Source organism: Sodaliphilus pleomorphus, from assembly GCF_009676955.1.
GTDB lineage: Bacteria > Bacteroidota > Bacteroidia > Bacteroidales > Muribaculaceae > Sodaliphilus > Sodaliphilus pleomorphus.
Genome location: NZ_CP045696.1, coordinates 465,876 through 481,009 on the forward strand (window position 1 = coordinate 465,876; position 15,134 = coordinate 481,009).

Here is a 15,134-nt window from a genome sequence, read left to right on the forward strand (position 1 = left end):
TGGTTTTTATCTCTCAGGGTTGAAATCGTACAGGAAGATTTCATTTACAAATGTAGCGTTTTTTCCCAAGAAATCAATCGTTTCGGGCAAAAATGTTTGCGCCTGGAGAGGCAACAAACTGGCTTAATGCAACTTAATTTGGCCACTTGCCGACACGATGCCACGCAACTGGCCCTTGTTGCAAGCCGCGTGAAAGCCACCGGGGGCCGAACGGGCACAAATTGCCAATCCATAATTAGTGTTAAAAATAACATTTTGCTAAGAAAGATTAGTATCGAGCACATTTTTTAGGTAAAAAAAACTCGATTTCTTATGGTGATTTCCAAATTTTGCTATATATTTGTCACGTCGTTAAGATAAACCTTGGCGGCGCAACGAGAGAAAAAAGAAAAATGAGAGACAATTAATCTATACAACCAACTTAAACAAAATTCTATCATGAACGTAGAAAAAATTATGGCCGATCTCGAGGCTAAGCACCCCGGCGAAAAAGAGTACTTACAAGCAGTGCGTGAAGTGTTGATCACCGTTCAAGACGAGTACAACAAGCACCCTGAGTTTGAAAAGGCAAAAATCATGGAGCGCATGGTTGAGCCCGACCGCATTTTCACCTTCCGTGTGACTTGGGTCGACGACAAGGGCGAGGTGCAGACCAACCTGGGCTACCGCGTGCAGTTCAACAACGCCATTGGCCCCTACAAGGGCGGTCTTCGTTTCCATGCTTCGGTCAACCTGTCGATCCTCAAGTTCCTGGGCTTTGAGCAAACCTTCAAGAATGCCCTCACCACGCTGCCCATGGGCGGCGGCAAGGGCGGCAGCGACTTCTCGCCCCGCGGCAAGAGCGATGCCGAGATCATGCGTTTCTGCCAGGCCTTCATGCTTGAGCTGTGGCGCCACATAGGCCCCGACATGGACATCCCAGCCGGCGACATCGGCGTGGGCGGCCGCGAGGTAGGCTACCTATTTGGAATGTATAAGAAACTCACCCGTGAGCACACGGGCACCATCACTGGCAAGGGCTTTGAGTTCGGCGGCAGCCGCATCCGTCCCGAGGCCACTGGATATGGCGCATGCTACTATGTAGAGAACATGCTCAAGACCCTGGGCACCGACTTCAAGGGCAAGACGGTTGCAGTGTCGGGCTTCGGCAACGTGGCATGGGGCGTGGTAGAGAAAGCCACCCAGCTTGGCGCCAAGGTTGTGACCATCAGCGGTCCCGACGGCTACATTTATGATCCCGACGGCATCAACACCCCCGAGAAGTTCCAGGCCATGCTCGACCTGCGCGCTTCGGGCAACGACGTGTGCGCTCCCTATGTGGAGAAATTCCCCAACGCCAAGTTCTATGCCGGCAAGAAGCCTTGGGAGCAGAAGGTAGACATCTGCATGCCTTGCGCTACTCAGAACGAGGTCGCTCTCGAGGATGCCAAGAAGATGAAGGAAAACAACATTCTGCTCATCGCCGAGGTTTCCAACATGGGTTGCCAGGCTGCTGCCATCGACTACTTCATCGAGAACAAGATGGTGTATGCTCCAGGCAAGGCTGTGAACGCTGGCGGCGTTGCAACTTCGGGTCTCGAGATGACTCAGAACGCCGAGCACATCTACTGGACTGCCGAGGAAGTCGACAAGAACCTGCACAACATCATGAACGACATCTATGAGCAATGTGTGAAATACGGCAAGGAAGCCGACGGCTACATGAACTACATGAAGGGCGCCAACATTGCCGGCTTCATGAAGGTTGCTCACGCTATGATGGGTCAAGGCATCATCTAATCTAACCTTCGCATATTCTGTTATTTCAACAGCATAGAGACATATGCGTTATTGATTGCTTAACTATCATAAACCGGAATGCTGCCCTCCTGACAAAAAAGGACGGCAGCATTTTTTCTTATTGCCCGCAAGGGGATTCCACTTAAAATTTGTACATTTGGCAACAAAAAAAATCATCATTTCGCACATGAAGAGAACAATACTACTGTTGCTTGTGCTGTGGGCAGGGCTGACGACAATTACAGCCGTGGCTGCAACCAGCCACCGACTGTGCTTCAATGAAGGGCGATTCAAGATAGCCCAGTTTACCGACCTGCACTGGGACGCCAACTCGAAGAACAATGCTCAGAACCGGGCCAACATTCTTGCTGTGGTGCAGATGGAACACCCCGACTTGTGCGTGCTCACGGGCGACGTGGTCACCGAGCGCCCCAGCGTCGAGGGCTGGCATGAGGTAATAGCCCTCTTTGAGCAAACGCGCACCCCCTATGTCGTGCTCATGGGCAACCACGATGCCGAGAAGCTGACTGTAGACTCCATCTACGCGCTGCTCGAAGCCTCGCCGTGGCATGTGGGCCAGCGCGGGCCGGCGGGCATCACGGGAGCAGGCAACTGCGTGCTGCCCGTGTATGGCAGCGGCGCGGGCAGCGAGGCCGAGGCGCTGCTCTACTGCCTCGACTCCAACGACTACCCTGCCACGACGCGCCTGGGGCACTACGACTGGATACACTTTGACCAGATTGCATGGTATCGCGAGCAGAGCCGGCACTACACGCAGGCTCACGGCGGCAAACCGCTGCCAGCACTCATGTTCTTTCACATCCCGCTACCCGAGTTTGAGCTGTTGAGCAACGACGATGCCACCTGCGGCCACCAGCTTGAGGGGGTGGCTTGCTCCAAAGTGAACAGCGGCATGCTGGCCTCGATCATCGACGAGGGCGACGTGATGGGTGTGTTTTGCGGCCATGACCACGACAACGACTGTATAGGCCAGTTCCTTGACATCGCCTTGGCCTATGGCCGGGTGAGCGGTCTCGATGCCTACGGCCAGCTGCAGCGCGGGGCGCGCATCATCGAGTTGCACGAGGGCCAGCGCAAGTTTGACAGCTGGATCGCCACCCCCCAGGGCCGTGAGGCGATATACTACTACCCATCGGGCATCAACTCGGAGCAGGAACGGTTGAGCGTGTACAGCCCTGCAGTGGCGGCTAACGGCTTGGTTCCGGGAGTGAGCTACACCTACCGCGAGGGAATGTTTAAATCGTGCAACGATCTGAGCAACGGCACTGTGAAGGCGAAGGGCACGATGAGCAACTTCTCGATTGCCGATGCTCCGGCCAAGGACCACTTCGGCTATGAGTACACTGGCTACATCGATGTACCCGAGAGAGGCGTGTACAATTTCTATCTCTACAGCGACGACGGGTCGCGACTTTACATCGACGGCAAACTGGTGGTCGACAACGACGGCTCGCACAGCGCTGAGCGCAAGGGCGGCCACATTGCTCTCGAGCAGGGCATGCATGCCATAGTGCTCCAGTACTTTGAGGACTACATGGGCCAGAGCCTGCAAGTGAGGGTATCGGCTCGCAACATGCCCGAGCAAGACGTGCCCAGCAGCATGCTCTTTCACAAGCAGTGATACTGGAGCGCGGTGACACGGGCAGTTGCACCTGGCCTGGCAGTGACCGAATCGGTATAAACTATAATCGTATAATCCTTTTTTAAACCCAACATGCAAATGAAGAAAATTCATCTAATCTCACTCACGTGTGGCGTTGCTGCCATGGCGGCAATGTCATCCACAGCCCAGAAGCTAACCTATCCTGAAGCTCCTCACGACAACACTGTCGACACCTACTATGGCGAGAAGGTGCCCGACCCGTTCCGTCCGCTCGAGGACGACAACAGCGAGGCCACCAAAGCCTGGGTGCAGGCCGAAAACAAGCTCACACAAGCCTATCTGGCAAAGTTACCGCAACGGGCCAAATACCTGAAGCGGGTGAAAGAGGTAACCAACTACGAGAAAGTGGGCATCCCCTTTGAGAAACACGGCAAGTGGTACTTGTACCGCAACAACGGCACGCAAAACCAGTCGGTGCTCTACCAGATGGACCAGCTGGGCGGCGAGCAACGCGTGTTTCTCGATCCCAACACCCTGAGCAGCGACGGCACCGTGGCACTCAAAGACATATCCTTCTCCCACGACGGCCGCTACCTGGCCTATGTGATTTCACGCAACGGCTCGGATTGGGAGGAAATCTATGTAAAAGACGCCAAGAGCGGCCGCCAGCTCGACGACCACATCGTGTGGGCCAAGTTCACCAGCGCCACCTGGCTGGGCGACGGGTTCTACTACAGTGCCTACGATGCCCCTGAGCAGGGTCACGAGACCTCGGCCAAGAACTCGGTGATGAAGATATACTACCACAAGATAGGCACGCCGCAAAGCCAGGACGTGCTCTTCTATCAGAATCCGGCCCAGCCGCTGCGCTTCTACTCGGTGAGCGTGAACAAGGAAGAAACCATGATGTTTATGCAAGAAGCCGGCATGGACCAGGGAGTGAACCTCTATGTGCGCGACCTGCGCGTGCCCGGCTCGCAATTCATCCAGATGACCGGCGATGCCAGCAAGGTCTACAGCCCCATCGAGCAGATGGGCGACAGTATCTACATCTTCACCAACGCCGGCGCTCCCCGCAACCGCATCATGGTGGCCGACATACGCCGCCCGGGCTTCCAAGACTGGAAAGAAGTGGTGCCCGAGGCCGACGGTGTGCTCGACGATGTCACCTTCTTCGACGGCAACAAGATGGTGCTCACCTACATGAAGGACAACTGCAGCGAGTCGTACCTGTACGGCATCGATGGTCATCGCATGGGTGCCATTTCCTTGCCAGGCGTGGGCAGCGTGTCGTTCAGCGGCAAGCGCGAGCGCCCCGAGTGCTTCTACTCGTTCACGTCCTACACCACTCCAGCCACCGTATACCGCTATGACGCAGCCACAGGCGTGAGCACGGTCTACAGCAAACCCAAGGTGAACTTCAACCCAGCCGACTTTGTGAGCGAGAGATACTTCTACACCAGCAAAGACGGCACCAAGATACCGCTCTTCATCACCTACAAGAAGGGCATGAAGCGCAACGGCAAAAACCCGCTGCTCATGTATGGCTACGGCGGTTTCAACGTCACCTATATGCCCTATCTCATCACCTCCTACCTGCCATTTCTCGAGTCGGGCGGCATCTATGTTTACACCGTGCTGCGCGGCGGCGGCGAGTATGGCGAGGCCTGGCACCTGGCAGGCACCAAGATGCAGAAGCAAAACGTGTTTGACGACTTCATCTCGGCAGCCGAGTGGCTCATTGCCAACAAGTATACCGACAGCGAGCACCTGGCCATCATGGGCGGCAGCAACGGCGGCCTGCTGGTGGGCGCTTGCGAGACCCAGCGTCCCGACCTGTTCAAGGTGTGCATCCCGCAAGTGGGCGTGATGGACATGCTGCGCTATCACAAGTTCACCATAGGCTGGAACTGGGCGCCCGACTACGGCACGAGCGAGGACTCCAAGGAGATGTTTGACTACCTCAAGGGCTACTCGCCCCTGCACAACCTGAAGCCTGGCGTGAGCTACCCTGCCACACTGGTAACTACGGCCGACCACGACGACCGCGTGGTGCCGGCCCACTCGTTTAAGTTTGCCGCCACCTTGCAGCAAGACCAGGCAGGCAGCGCCCCAGTGCTCATACGCATCGACACCAAGGCCGGACACGGCGGCGGCAAGCCACTCTCCAAGCGTCTGGAAGAGACGGCCGACATTTTTGCCTTCATCATGCACAACATGGGCATGAAGATGAAATAAAGAGATCACTCCCTCTATGGGAAGTTGAGCGATAAAGCAAGCATCCATGCCCAGATTGCAACGGGCATGGATGCTTTTTTGTGCGCATATTGACGCACATAGTAGATGAGATGCAATTGGGGCGGGCCGATACAGATGGGGGGATATGTGTTGCATAGTGCGATTTAAGTATGGGTAATTACGAAAATTATCAGACTATAACAAATTTTGCTTAATCATTCAGTTAGGCTTTTATCGCCTGTATCCTGAAGAAAAGCAACATTTATCGACGCTGATCGAGACAGAAGAGAGAACACGCAATTAACACATTTTTAGAACTACTGAACACGCGTGAATGTGTATTTTCTATAACTTTCCTAATTTGACAGTTTGTTGTATTAACGTATTGCTACACAATACTTTATATAGCAAAGTAATGTAGCTAATTTTTCGGTGCTGCAAAGATTAACCTTTGTTAACCTTTCGGTAGAACGCGCTCATCGCTGCTTTTGTGATTATCTGTTTGTTAACTTCCACACCGGCAAGCTCTTGCAGTTGGTCGGTGAGGCTGGTGCGCTGGAACATGGGCACGTATCCCAGTCCCTGGATTTGTCCGAAGCGCAGGTTCTGGAGGGTGTCGATCAGCTGGTCGACGGCCAGGGGGTGCTCCTTGTAGGCCTCGGGGAACGAGTCGGCCAGCTGCTTTTGCAGGAGCTTGAGCAGCAGCAGTGCGAGGAAGCAGACGAGGAAGTGGGAGCGGATGCGGTCCTGCCTGGAGAGGTGGACGGGCCTGGCCTCGAGGTGGGTCTTGGTGGTGCGGAACAGGTGCTCTATCTCGTGATGGAAGGAGCGTGCCTTGAGCACGAGCGTGGCCTCGTCGTCGAGCGAGGTGGCGTAGGCGTAGAAGCCGTCGAGCCTCTCCTCCTGCCCGAGGATGTCGTCATTGATGACCATCTCGGTCAGGCCGAACTTGCGCCTCAGCACATCCTCGAGCGGCTGGAGCGTGGCCTGCCCCGACTCGTTGCCCGGGAAGACCACAAAGGCCAGCGGGATGCCGTCCATGTCCATGAACATGCCCATCTGCACGATAGGGCTGGGCCGGTTCTCCTTCGACTTGCCGCGCTTGCGCAGCCCGGCCACGAGCTCGCCGGTCTCTATGTCCACCGTGTCCCTGTCGTTGTCCTCGATCTCGAAGTAGTAGTTGGTGCAGTCGTAGTAGATCACCCTGTCCCTGCGTTCCATGAACCTGGCCGAGCAGGCGTAGACGCCGGCCTGGATGTCGTCGATGTGGCCCGAAAGCAGGCTCAGGGCCCGGTACATGTCGGCCTCGCCGAACTTCGGGGGCTGCACCAGCCCCCTGCGCCTTCCGCAGCGTCCTCTGCTTGGAGCAGGGGAAGAGCAGACGGCCCGTGACCAGCGTCCTCAATATCCCGTCGAGGTCGAACTTCGCCTTGCTCGCCTTCTTGATCTCGGCGCACATGCGGGGCAGGCCGAGCCTGTTGTAGAGCGGCAGCAGCATCAGGTCGCCGCCCGCCCGCAGAGGCAGGTCGCCCTTGCCCACGGTCTGGCCCGGGTAGAAGTCAACCGAAATGCGCTCCCTGCCGGCCTTCTCCTCCTCGGTCATGCGGGCCGCCAGGTCCCTGACCCACTGGCGCGGGTCCTGGCAGCCGTACTTGCGCCTGATGTCCTCAAGCAGCCCCAGCCGCCTGACAGTCTTTGTGGTAGACTTGCCGTCGATGCGCACCGACTTCTGGATGTAAGCCCACGTGCCTTTCTTTGTTGTGCCGAATGTCGCCTTCATATCGATAATCCTTTGATACAACAACTATTATTATCTACAAATATACAAAAAATGAACTGTGCAACAATTCATTAGAAAAAATTTTTTCGCTCTAACTGTCAAAGTCCCGTACGATTTTATTTTTTGTTTCGCTCGATTTACACTATCTTTGTCAATTTTGAGTATATGTTTGCTTATGCATGCTTATTTCAGTTATTTCTATGACGAAATTGATTATCTTTACAAACAACAAATAAAAATGAACAAGATACTAACAGCCTTGGTGATAGCCGCGACTCTATTTGTCGCTTCATCATGTAGTAGCGAAAATGGAGAAGACCCTATCACTCCGGACAATCATCAAGAACAGAACAAGCCAACAGTGAAGCCTTATGTTGCACTAAGTCAAACAGAAGCTACAATACCTTTCGATGGTGGCAACTTGAACGTAAACATGAAATATAATGTCAACTTCGATGTGTCCGTTACTTATTTTGCCAATTCTTACACACATCAAGAGTGGAAGGACAATATTGCAGTTCCTGTCAAGAATGTAACAGCGGGTACTCTTAGTTATTCTCTCAACAAAAACGATGGAGTTGGGAGGATTGTCAAGATTGATTTTACATACAAAGACTCTGTGCTCAATACTTTATATGTCAGGCAAATGCCTAACCCTTCAGCCTTAAAGAGCAAAGTGATAGTCGATACCTCTATCTTTGATTCTGCTGGAGAAGGATTTGACGATGTGAGTGTCCTGGAGTGTTATCTTGGCAAAGACAATGTAGACAATTGGAAGAACATCAAGACTCTTCAAGTTTGGGGACCTCTTCGTCAGAAGGATCTGGACTTCCTGAAGAAGCTTGTTGGCTCTGGTGATTTTACCGACAGGGCAAATATGTCTGGAGCTCATATCAATCTTGATCTAAGCAATGTGAAAGGCATGGAGAAATTGCCTAATAAAGAATTCCAAGGGGCTACCGCTTTGGACTCTATAGCACTGCCGGAAGGTCTGAAGGAAATTGGCGCGTCTGCTTTTAATATGTGCGAAAGCTTGAAACACGCCAATGTACCATGGTCGGTAAAGGTTATCGGTAATTATGCCTTCAGCAATTGTACACTTACTGATCTGCAGACCATTAAAGGAAATGATCTTGAGGATATCGGACAATATGCCTTTGCTACGAACACTATCCTTGATAGTTTTGGACTGCCTTTCGACCCTAAAGCCTTTGACAGATATTCGTTTATTCTTCGTGCAAAGAAGATCTATGCTCCGTGGAACAACGATAACGCTGATGCCAGCCTATTGCCAAAGATTGATTTTCAAAAAAAAACATACGAGTCGGATACACTTGTAGTTCCTAAAGGCAGTTTGAATTTGTATAAATCTTCCGAGACTTTTAGCAAGTTCAAGAATATCATGGAAGAATAAGTTTCTAAAGGTCATACATTATCGCAGAGATCACATTCTTCTGTCCGCAAAGCCAACTGCAACTTTAGGTGCAATTGCACCCAAAGTTGTAGTTAAAAGAACCAAAACGCTTGCTTGTACAAGATTGCAGAGGATAAAACAGCATGATTACAAAAAAGGAACCATATACATAGGTACGAGCATGGTCTCTTTGTCTTTTCTTAAATCTTTAGTATAGACAAGGTATCGTTCCTTTACCCTGTTGGAATATTTCTTACAATGATGTAGCTCTTATATTCCCGTTGGGCGAACTGTTTGACAATGGTGGATTTCCCAACCCGTCGGGGACCTTCTATCATTAGTGCCGTTGATCCTGCCGAGTCATGCTTCCATCTGAGCATGGCATCATAAATTTTCCGTTTAAAGATCTGTCCCTCCATATTATTTCGTTTTAGCGCAAAGTTACGCATAATATGTGCAATATTAAAATTTTAATGACGACAATGCAGCTAATCGCAAATTCTATTTGAGAGTTTATGCAGCTAATCGCAAATTTTATAAAACACGGAGTGCCTTTAAAAGAAAGTTTAGTTTTTGCCTTAAAAAGGAAAAGAGAAGGAAGCCGAAGCAGCCTTCTCCTTGGAAACTGTAAGTGCGATAGTCGCTACTCACCCTCCGGCTTCTTGTCCTCCGTCCAGACAGTCGAAAACTTGTTTATCACGAAGATCATATGGTGGCGACGACGGCACTGTCAGCGATGCGTTTGTTACCGTCACTGAAGGAATGGTTCTTGGTGACAAGATAGAGTAGCATGACAGCCTTCTCCTCTACACTGGGATAGAGGTCCACACCGTCGAAGGTCTGATAGATCTGCCCAATGGAGCTCTTGAAAGAGTCGTCCTTCTCATTGCCGAAGAGAGGGGAGTAGCCGAACTTCTCTTTCAGCACATCGATTTCCTTCATAGCCTTCTCGTAGGTGGCGTGAAAAGGTCTCCTTGCTTACTCCATAGCAGAAAAGTACGATTTTATTTTGTGTTTCGCTCGATTTACACTACGTTTGCCAACGTTGAGTATATGTTTGCTTATGGATGCTTATTTCAGGATTTGCAGCACATTAGCAACATCGACAGGCAGATGTATGTGAATAGTTATCAGACCATTTTGAGGAGGTAATTAAAAAAAAATATTAGACTATAACAAATTTTGCTTAATTTTTCAGTTAGGCTTTTATCACCTGTATTCTGAAGAAAAGCAACATTTATCGACGCTGATCGAGACAGAAGAGAGAACACGCAATTAACACATTTTTAGAACTACTGAACACGCGTGAATGTGTATTTTCTATAACTTTGCAAGTTAGAATAAAGATTATCACATAAAGTGTGCTCACGATGAAAATACTATTGACAGGAGCTGCAGGATTTATAGGTTCTCACACATTTACACAGCTTGCCAGTCGTGGCGACGAGGTGGTAGCAATCGACAATATCAACGACTACTATGACCCACGCTTGAAATATGCCCGTCTGCGGGAAATGGGATTTGCCCCCGACGAGGCCGACTGGGAGATGAACATCGTGGCCAACAAGCGGTATCGTCAATGCCAATTCATACGCATGGACATCAAGGACAGCGACAAGATGGACAAACTCTTCGGCCGCTACCACTTCGACATGGTGATGAACTTTGCAGCCCAGGCAGGAGTGCGCTACTCGATTGCCAACCCCTATACCTACTCGCTGAGCAACCTGCAAGGCTTCCTCAACGTGCTTGAGTGCTGCCGCCGGCACCATGTGCCGTCGTTGGTGTTTGCCTCGTCGAGCTCGGTGTATGGCATGAACACGAAGGTGCCATTCAGCGAGAGCGACAAGACCGACACGCCAGTGAGCCTGTATGCTGCCACAAAGAAGGCCGACGAGCTCATGGCTCACTGCTACAGCAAGCTCTATGGCTTGAAGACGGTGGGACTGCGCTACTTCACTGTGTACGGGCCTTGGGGCCGCCCCGACATGGCTCCCATGCTCTTTGCGCGTGCCATCGACCGCGGCGAGGAGATAAAGGTGTTTAACGGCGGCGACATGATACGCGACTTCACCTATATCGACGACATTGTGGCTGGCACCATGCTGGTGGCCGACAATATCGACCGCTTGGCCATGAGCCCCGAGGGTGTGAGCTACAACATTTTCAACATAGGTTGCGCCCACCCTGTGAAACTCATGGACTTCATCGACGAGATGGAACGAGCCATGGGCACCCAGGCCAAACTGAAGTTCATGCCCATGCAACCAGGCGACGTGTACCGGACACAGGCCGACGTGAGCAAGCTCGAGCGCAGTGTGGGCTACGAGCCCCGGGTGATGCTGCACGAGGGCATAGCCCGGTTTATCGAGTGGTACAAGAGCGACCAAAATCCGTTGAAAGCATGAAAGAGCGCAACTTGCTATTGCTGCTGGTGCTGCTCGCCGTGACCACCTTCTTTGTCAACAACAGTGCCCTGCCCACCGACATCATGGAGGCACGCAACCTGGTGACTGCCCGAGAAATTGTGGCCGACGGCAACTGGATGGTGCCCACCATGAATGGCGAGCTGCGTCTCGAGAAGCCGCCGTTGCCCACATGGGTGGCAGCCGCCATCGAGAGCGTGGCTCCCGACAACCTGGCAGCACAGCGCCTGGCCCCAGGCATCATGGGTGTGGTGTGGACCGTGTATCTTGTGCTGCTGACCGCGAAAGTGTCGCGCCGCCGCAAGCTGGGCTACACGGCAGGCATCGTGTTTCTCACATGCTACCAGATAGTGCTCATGGGCCGCACAGCCACGTGGGACATCTACTGCCACGCCTTCATGACGGCTGCTATCTATTACTTGTACTGTGGCTTGAGCGCCGACAAGTCGCACCAGTGGCGCTACCTGCCCATGGCAGGCGTCATGATGGGACTGTCGTTCCTTTCCAAAGGGCCGGTGTCGTTCTACGCCCTGCTGCTGCCTTGGCTTTTGGCAGCCGTCGCAACGCTGCGGCTCTCGGCGCGCGGCAAGTGGAAGGCACTCACATGCATGATTGTGCTGTGCCTGGCACTGGCTGCCGCATGGTACATCTATCTCTACGCATTTGAGCCCAAGGCTGTGCAACAGGTCATCGGCAAGGAAACGGGATCGTGGGCTCACCGCAATGTGCGCCCGTGGTGGTACTACTGGCGCTACTTTGCCGAGATGGGCATCTGGGCCTTGCTCACGCTGGCTGCACTCGCCCTGCGCTACTGGAAGCGTGTACTGCCCGAGTGGCGCACCTACATGATGGCTGCCTTGTGGGGCATTGCCTGCGTGGTGCTGCTGTCATTCATGCCTGAGAAGAAATACCGCTACCTGCTGCCAGTGATGGCTCCCTGCGCCATAGCAGTGGCCTGCCTGGTCTATCACATGCACGAGGCCAGCGACAAAGCCAGCCTCGTGCTGTGGCAAGTGCACCGCTGGCTCATTGCCGTGGTTGTGGTCGCAATGCCGGTGGCAGTGTGGGTCATGCAGCTGCTGCCAGTGTGGCAGGCTGTGATGCTCACCGTGTTGTGCCTGGCCCTGGCTGTGGATGTAGCCCGCCCGCTGCGGGGCGACAGCCGGTCGTGGCGCTTGCTGCTGGGTGCAGCCGGGGCCTTCATGCTCATCGAGTGCTTTCTCATGGGCAGCATTGCCAAGGCTATGGGCAATCCCGGCAGTCACAGCATAGCCGCCACACGCCACATGCCGCAACTGCACAGCTTGCCCTTCTACTTCCCCCAGGGCGACTCGCTCAGGATCGAGATCGTGTACCAAGCCCACCGCAAGATACTGCCCCTCAACATGGCCGACTCGGCCAACGTAGTGAGCCACACCCCCATGGTGCTGGTCTCGTCTCGCTGGAACAGCGCAGTGCTCTCGCCTGCCATCTTGAGTCGAGTCGACACTGTGATGGTGGGCACCTACGACGACAATACACGCCCCCGTGGCTCACGCCACTACCAGCAGTGCTTTGTCAACCACGTCACAATTATCAAACCAAAGAAATGAACAAGACCAAAGAATACGATTTCACGATCATCGTCCCCATCTACAACGAGGAGGACAACATGACCACCCTCGAGCAGCAACTGAGCGCCTATGTGGCCAAAGCCTCGCTCAAGACTTGCGTGCTGCTCATCAACGACGGCTCGACCGACGACAGCCTGACCCGCATCAAGCAGCTGTGCCAGCGGCAGCCCCACTTCTACTACATCTCGAGCAATGCCAACCACGGCCTGAGCACTGCAATGAAGGCTGGCATCGACGAGACCGAAAGCAAGTATCTGGGCTATATCGACGCCGACCTGCAGACGCGCCCCGACGACTTTGAGAAGCTGTTGCAATTTGCCCCCACTACCCCGCTGGTGACTGGCATACGTGCCAACCGCAAGGACTCGGGCTTCAAGAAGCTGCAGTCGCGCATTGCCAATGGTTTCCGCCGCAAGATGACTGGCGACACCGCCACCGACACGGGTTGCCCGCTCAAGGTGATGTGGACCAGCGTGGCCCAGAAGATACCTTTCTTCGACGGCATGCACCGCTTTTTGCCTGCCCTGTTTGCCCTCGAGCAGGCCCCGTTCAAGGAGGTGCCCGTGAGCCACTACCCCCGCGTGGCCGGCGTGTCGAAGTATCACCTGTGGAACCGTCTGGCCGGCCCGCTGAAAGACTGCTTCGCCTATCGCTGGATGAAGCATCGCTACATCAACTACCACATCGACGAGGCCAGCCTATGAGCACCTCGTGGCTGGTATATGGACTGGGCTTCCTGGCACAAGGGTTCTTCTCGGCCCGCATGCTGGTGCAGTGGATCATGTCGGAGCGGGCCAAGAAAATCGTGTCGCCCGTGGTATACTGGGTGTGCAGCCTGGCAGGCAGCATCTTGCTCTTCATCTACGGCTGGCTGCGCGACGACTTCTCTATCATCTTCGGGCAACTCATCTCCTACTACATCTACATTTGGAACCTCAACATCAAGGGCGTGTGGCGGCAGTTGCCTGTGGTGGTGCGCGCCCTTGTCTTCGCCCTGCCCATCGTGGCAGTGGCAGCCATGCTGGGCGATGCCGGCGCCTTTGTCGACAGCTTCTTCCACAATGCGCAAGTGCCCATGTGGCTGCTCATCTTCGGGTCGGCAGGGCAGTTCATTTTCACCGTGCGCTTCATCTACCAGTGGTACTACAGCTACCGGCGCCATGCCTCGATGCTGCCTGTCACCTTCTGGGTCATCAGCCTGGTGGGCTCGGGCATCATCGTTGCCTATGGCTGCCTGCGCCGCGACCCCGTGCTCATACTGGGGCAGTCGGTGGGCTTTGTCACCTACAGCCGCAACATCATCATTGGCCTGCGCGCCCGCCAGTCGTGACGTGCGCGGCCATGATTGTTTCAGTCTTGTCGCGGGGCAACAGGTACCCATCGATGTAGCGGGCAATGGTGCGCCTGTGTGCAGTTTTTCTTGATATTTTTGCAACAATCAATGTCGCCGTGTGGAGATAAAAACAATGCAACGGTGACTGCAACATAACACAGCCACCGTTGTATATAACTCTTAGTCAGTTTCATGCCGACACGACACGTCGCATCCACGCAGTGCGCACTCGGCCTTAATCGAGGAGACTGCCGCGCGTGATCGCATACTTGCCGCCGCCGGTGAAGATGAGCACTGTTGCTCCCAGCAGGTAAAGCATGGGGAGCTCAATAGCCCAACCGCCAGTTGCGGGGTCGACCGAGAAAATCTGCCCAGCATGAGCCATGAGCACAGCCACAACCATGTTGCCGGCAAAGACCACGGCGGCTGCACGAGTCCACAGGCCAGCCACAATCATGATCGAGCCCAGCAACTCGGCTGCCAGCGAGAAATAGGCAATAAAACCAGGCAAGCCCAAAGCCTCGAGCATGCCGCTTATGGGGCCCACGCCGTTGATGAGCTTGCTCACACCGTGGAACAACATGAGTCCACCTATCGTTAACCTTAAAAGCAACAACCCGAAATCGTTGTTGCGCAGAAAATTCTTGTTCATAGTCATATTTCCTAATATTTTTTGCAAAGTTAAGGCATCGCGCCATATTACACAAGTGCACACTCAGGAGTGACATGGTTACCAAATGGTAAGAAATGCAGCAATACTGCAACCATGCGTCAATACTTTAACACATTTTAACTACACCTAATCGAGCTGAACCACAACCACGACACGGCCACCTTTGCATTTTGTGAAGGCGCCATGCAGTGATATTATTAATTTTGTTATATATTTGCATGTAGAATTGAGCAAGCATCAAGACACGCAAGGGC

10 protein-coding genes and 2 pseudogenes are annotated in these 15,134 nt (G+C 53.5%); 8 read left to right on the top strand and 4 right to left on the bottom strand.

All coding sequences use genetic code 11. The features are described from left to right. The first annotated feature begins 438 nt into the window (after nucleotides 1-438). The 3 genes from gdhA (at nucleotide 439) to GF423_RS01925 (ending at nucleotide 5,641) form a co-directional block, all read left to right on the top strand. A complete protein-coding gene (gene gdhA / locus GF423_RS01915; RefSeq protein WP_154326774.1) occupies nucleotides 439-1,779 on the top strand; it encodes an NADP-specific glutamate dehydrogenase in 1,341 nt (446 codons plus the stop codon). 187 nt (nucleotides 1,780-1,966) lie between these two features. Beyond that, nucleotides 1,967-3,421, top strand: a complete 1,455-nt coding sequence (locus GF423_RS01920; RefSeq protein ID WP_154326775.1) for a PA14 domain-containing metallophosphoesterase — start codon at nucleotides 1,967-1,969, stop codon at nucleotides 3,419-3,421. A 99-nt stretch (nucleotides 3,422-3,520) separates the two neighbouring features. Next, nucleotides 3,521-5,641: a prolyl oligopeptidase family serine peptidase gene (locus GF423_RS01925; RefSeq protein ID WP_154326776.1), complete on the top strand. Its 2,121-nt coding sequence runs from the start codon at nucleotides 3,521-3,523 to the stop codon at nucleotides 5,639-5,641. 444 nt (nucleotides 5,642-6,085) lie between these two features. Here the strand turns inward: GF423_RS01925 and GF423_RS01930 are convergent. Further along, nucleotides 6,086-7,421 (bottom strand): annotated as a pseudogene (locus tag GF423_RS01930) (IS1634 family transposase). A 238-nt stretch (nucleotides 7,422-7,659) separates the two neighbouring features. On the opposite strand from GF423_RS01930, the gene GF423_RS01935 reads away from it, so the two are divergent. Then, the gene (locus tag GF423_RS01935; protein WP_206113329.1) at nucleotides 7,660-8,835 is read left to right on the top strand and encodes a leucine-rich repeat domain-containing protein; all 1,176 of its coding nucleotides are present in this window, start codon (nucleotides 7,660-7,662) and stop codon (nucleotides 8,833-8,835) included. A gap of 233 nt (nucleotides 8,836-9,068) precedes the next feature. On the opposite strand, the gene GF423_RS14295 is transcribed toward GF423_RS01935, so the two are convergent. Then, the gene (locus tag GF423_RS14295; RefSeq protein WP_338092172.1) at nucleotides 9,069-9,284 is read right to left on the bottom strand and encodes an AAA family ATPase; all 216 of its coding nucleotides are present in this window, start codon (nucleotides 9,282-9,284) and stop codon (nucleotides 9,069-9,071) included. 283 nt (nucleotides 9,285-9,567) lie between these two features. Beyond that, nucleotides 9,568-9,804 (bottom strand): annotated as a pseudogene (locus tag GF423_RS01945) (type II toxin-antitoxin system death-on-curing family toxin); the annotation flags it as partial. 401 nt (nucleotides 9,805-10,205) lie between these two features. Here GF423_RS01945 and GF423_RS01950 point away from each other — a divergent pair. Genes GF423_RS01950 through GF423_RS01965 form a run of 4 tightly spaced genes read left to right on the top strand, consistent with a single transcriptional unit; the run spans nucleotide 10,206 to nucleotide 14,204 of the window. Beyond that, nucleotides 10,206-11,243: an NAD-dependent epimerase/dehydratase family protein gene (locus GF423_RS01950; protein ID WP_154326781.1), complete on the top strand. Its 1,038-nt coding sequence runs from the start codon at nucleotides 10,206-10,208 to the stop codon at nucleotides 11,241-11,243. Then, a complete protein-coding gene (locus GF423_RS01955) occupies nucleotides 11,240-12,853 on the top strand; it encodes an ArnT family glycosyltransferase (protein WP_154326782.1) in 1,614 nt (537 codons plus the stop codon). Before GF423_RS01950 ends, GF423_RS01955 begins: the two co-directional genes overlap by 4 nt. Next, nucleotides 12,850-13,578 (top strand): glycosyltransferase family 2 protein, encoded by a 729-nt coding sequence (locus tag GF423_RS01960; protein WP_154326783.1) that lies wholly within the window; start codon nucleotides 12,850-12,852, stop codon nucleotides 13,576-13,578. Before GF423_RS01955 ends, GF423_RS01960 begins: the two co-directional genes overlap by 4 nt. After that, nucleotides 13,575-14,204 (top strand): lipid-A-disaccharide synthase N-terminal domain-containing protein, encoded by a 630-nt coding sequence (locus tag GF423_RS01965; RefSeq protein ID WP_154326784.1) that lies wholly within the window; start codon nucleotides 13,575-13,577, stop codon nucleotides 14,202-14,204. Before GF423_RS01960 ends, GF423_RS01965 begins: the two co-directional genes overlap by 4 nt. Nucleotides 14,205-14,442: 238 nt before the next feature. Here GF423_RS01965 and GF423_RS01970 read toward each other — a convergent pair whose 3' ends face one another. Then, on the bottom strand, nucleotides 14,443-14,859 hold the full coding sequence (locus tag GF423_RS01970) for a DoxX family protein (protein WP_235911842.1): 417 nt from the start codon (nucleotides 14,857-14,859) through the stop codon (nucleotides 14,443-14,445). Between the last annotated feature and the right edge of the window lie 275 nt (nucleotides 14,860-15,134).

What these genes read in the sequence shown, in the direction of transcription:
- gdhA (WP_154326774.1), top strand. Translation starts at nt 439, where the DNA reads ATGAACGTAGAAAAAATTATGGCCGATCTCGAGGCTAAGCACCCCGGC.
- GF423_RS01955 (WP_154326782.1), top strand. Translation starts at nt 11,240, where the DNA reads ATGAAAGAGCGCAACTTGCTATTGCTGCTGGTGCTGCTCGCCGTGACC.
- GF423_RS01965 (WP_154326784.1), top strand. Translation starts at nt 13,575, where the DNA reads ATGAGCACCTCGTGGCTGGTATATGGACTGGGCTTCCTGGCACAAGGG.
- GF423_RS01925 (WP_154326776.1), top strand. Translation starts at nt 3,521, where the DNA reads ATGAAGAAAATTCATCTAATCTCACTCACGTGTGGCGTTGCTGCCATG.
- GF423_RS14295 (WP_338092172.1), bottom strand. Translation starts at nt 9,284, where the DNA reads ATGCGTAACTTTGCGCTAAAACGAAATAATATGGAGGGACAGATCTTT.
- GF423_RS01920 (WP_154326775.1), top strand. Translation starts at nt 1,967, where the DNA reads ATGAAGAGAACAATACTACTGTTGCTTGTGCTGTGGGCAGGGCTGACG.
- GF423_RS01950 (WP_154326781.1), top strand. Translation starts at nt 10,206, where the DNA reads ATGAAAATACTATTGACAGGAGCTGCAGGATTTATAGGTTCTCACACA.
- GF423_RS01960 (WP_154326783.1), top strand. Translation starts at nt 12,850, where the DNA reads ATGAACAAGACCAAAGAATACGATTTCACGATCATCGTCCCCATCTAC.
- GF423_RS01970 (WP_235911842.1), bottom strand. Translation starts at nt 14,859, where the DNA reads ATGAACAAGAATTTTCTGCGCAACAACGATTTCGGGTTGTTGCTTTTA.
- GF423_RS01935 (WP_206113329.1), top strand. Translation starts at nt 7,660, where the DNA reads ATGAACAAGATACTAACAGCCTTGGTGATAGCCGCGACTCTATTTGTC.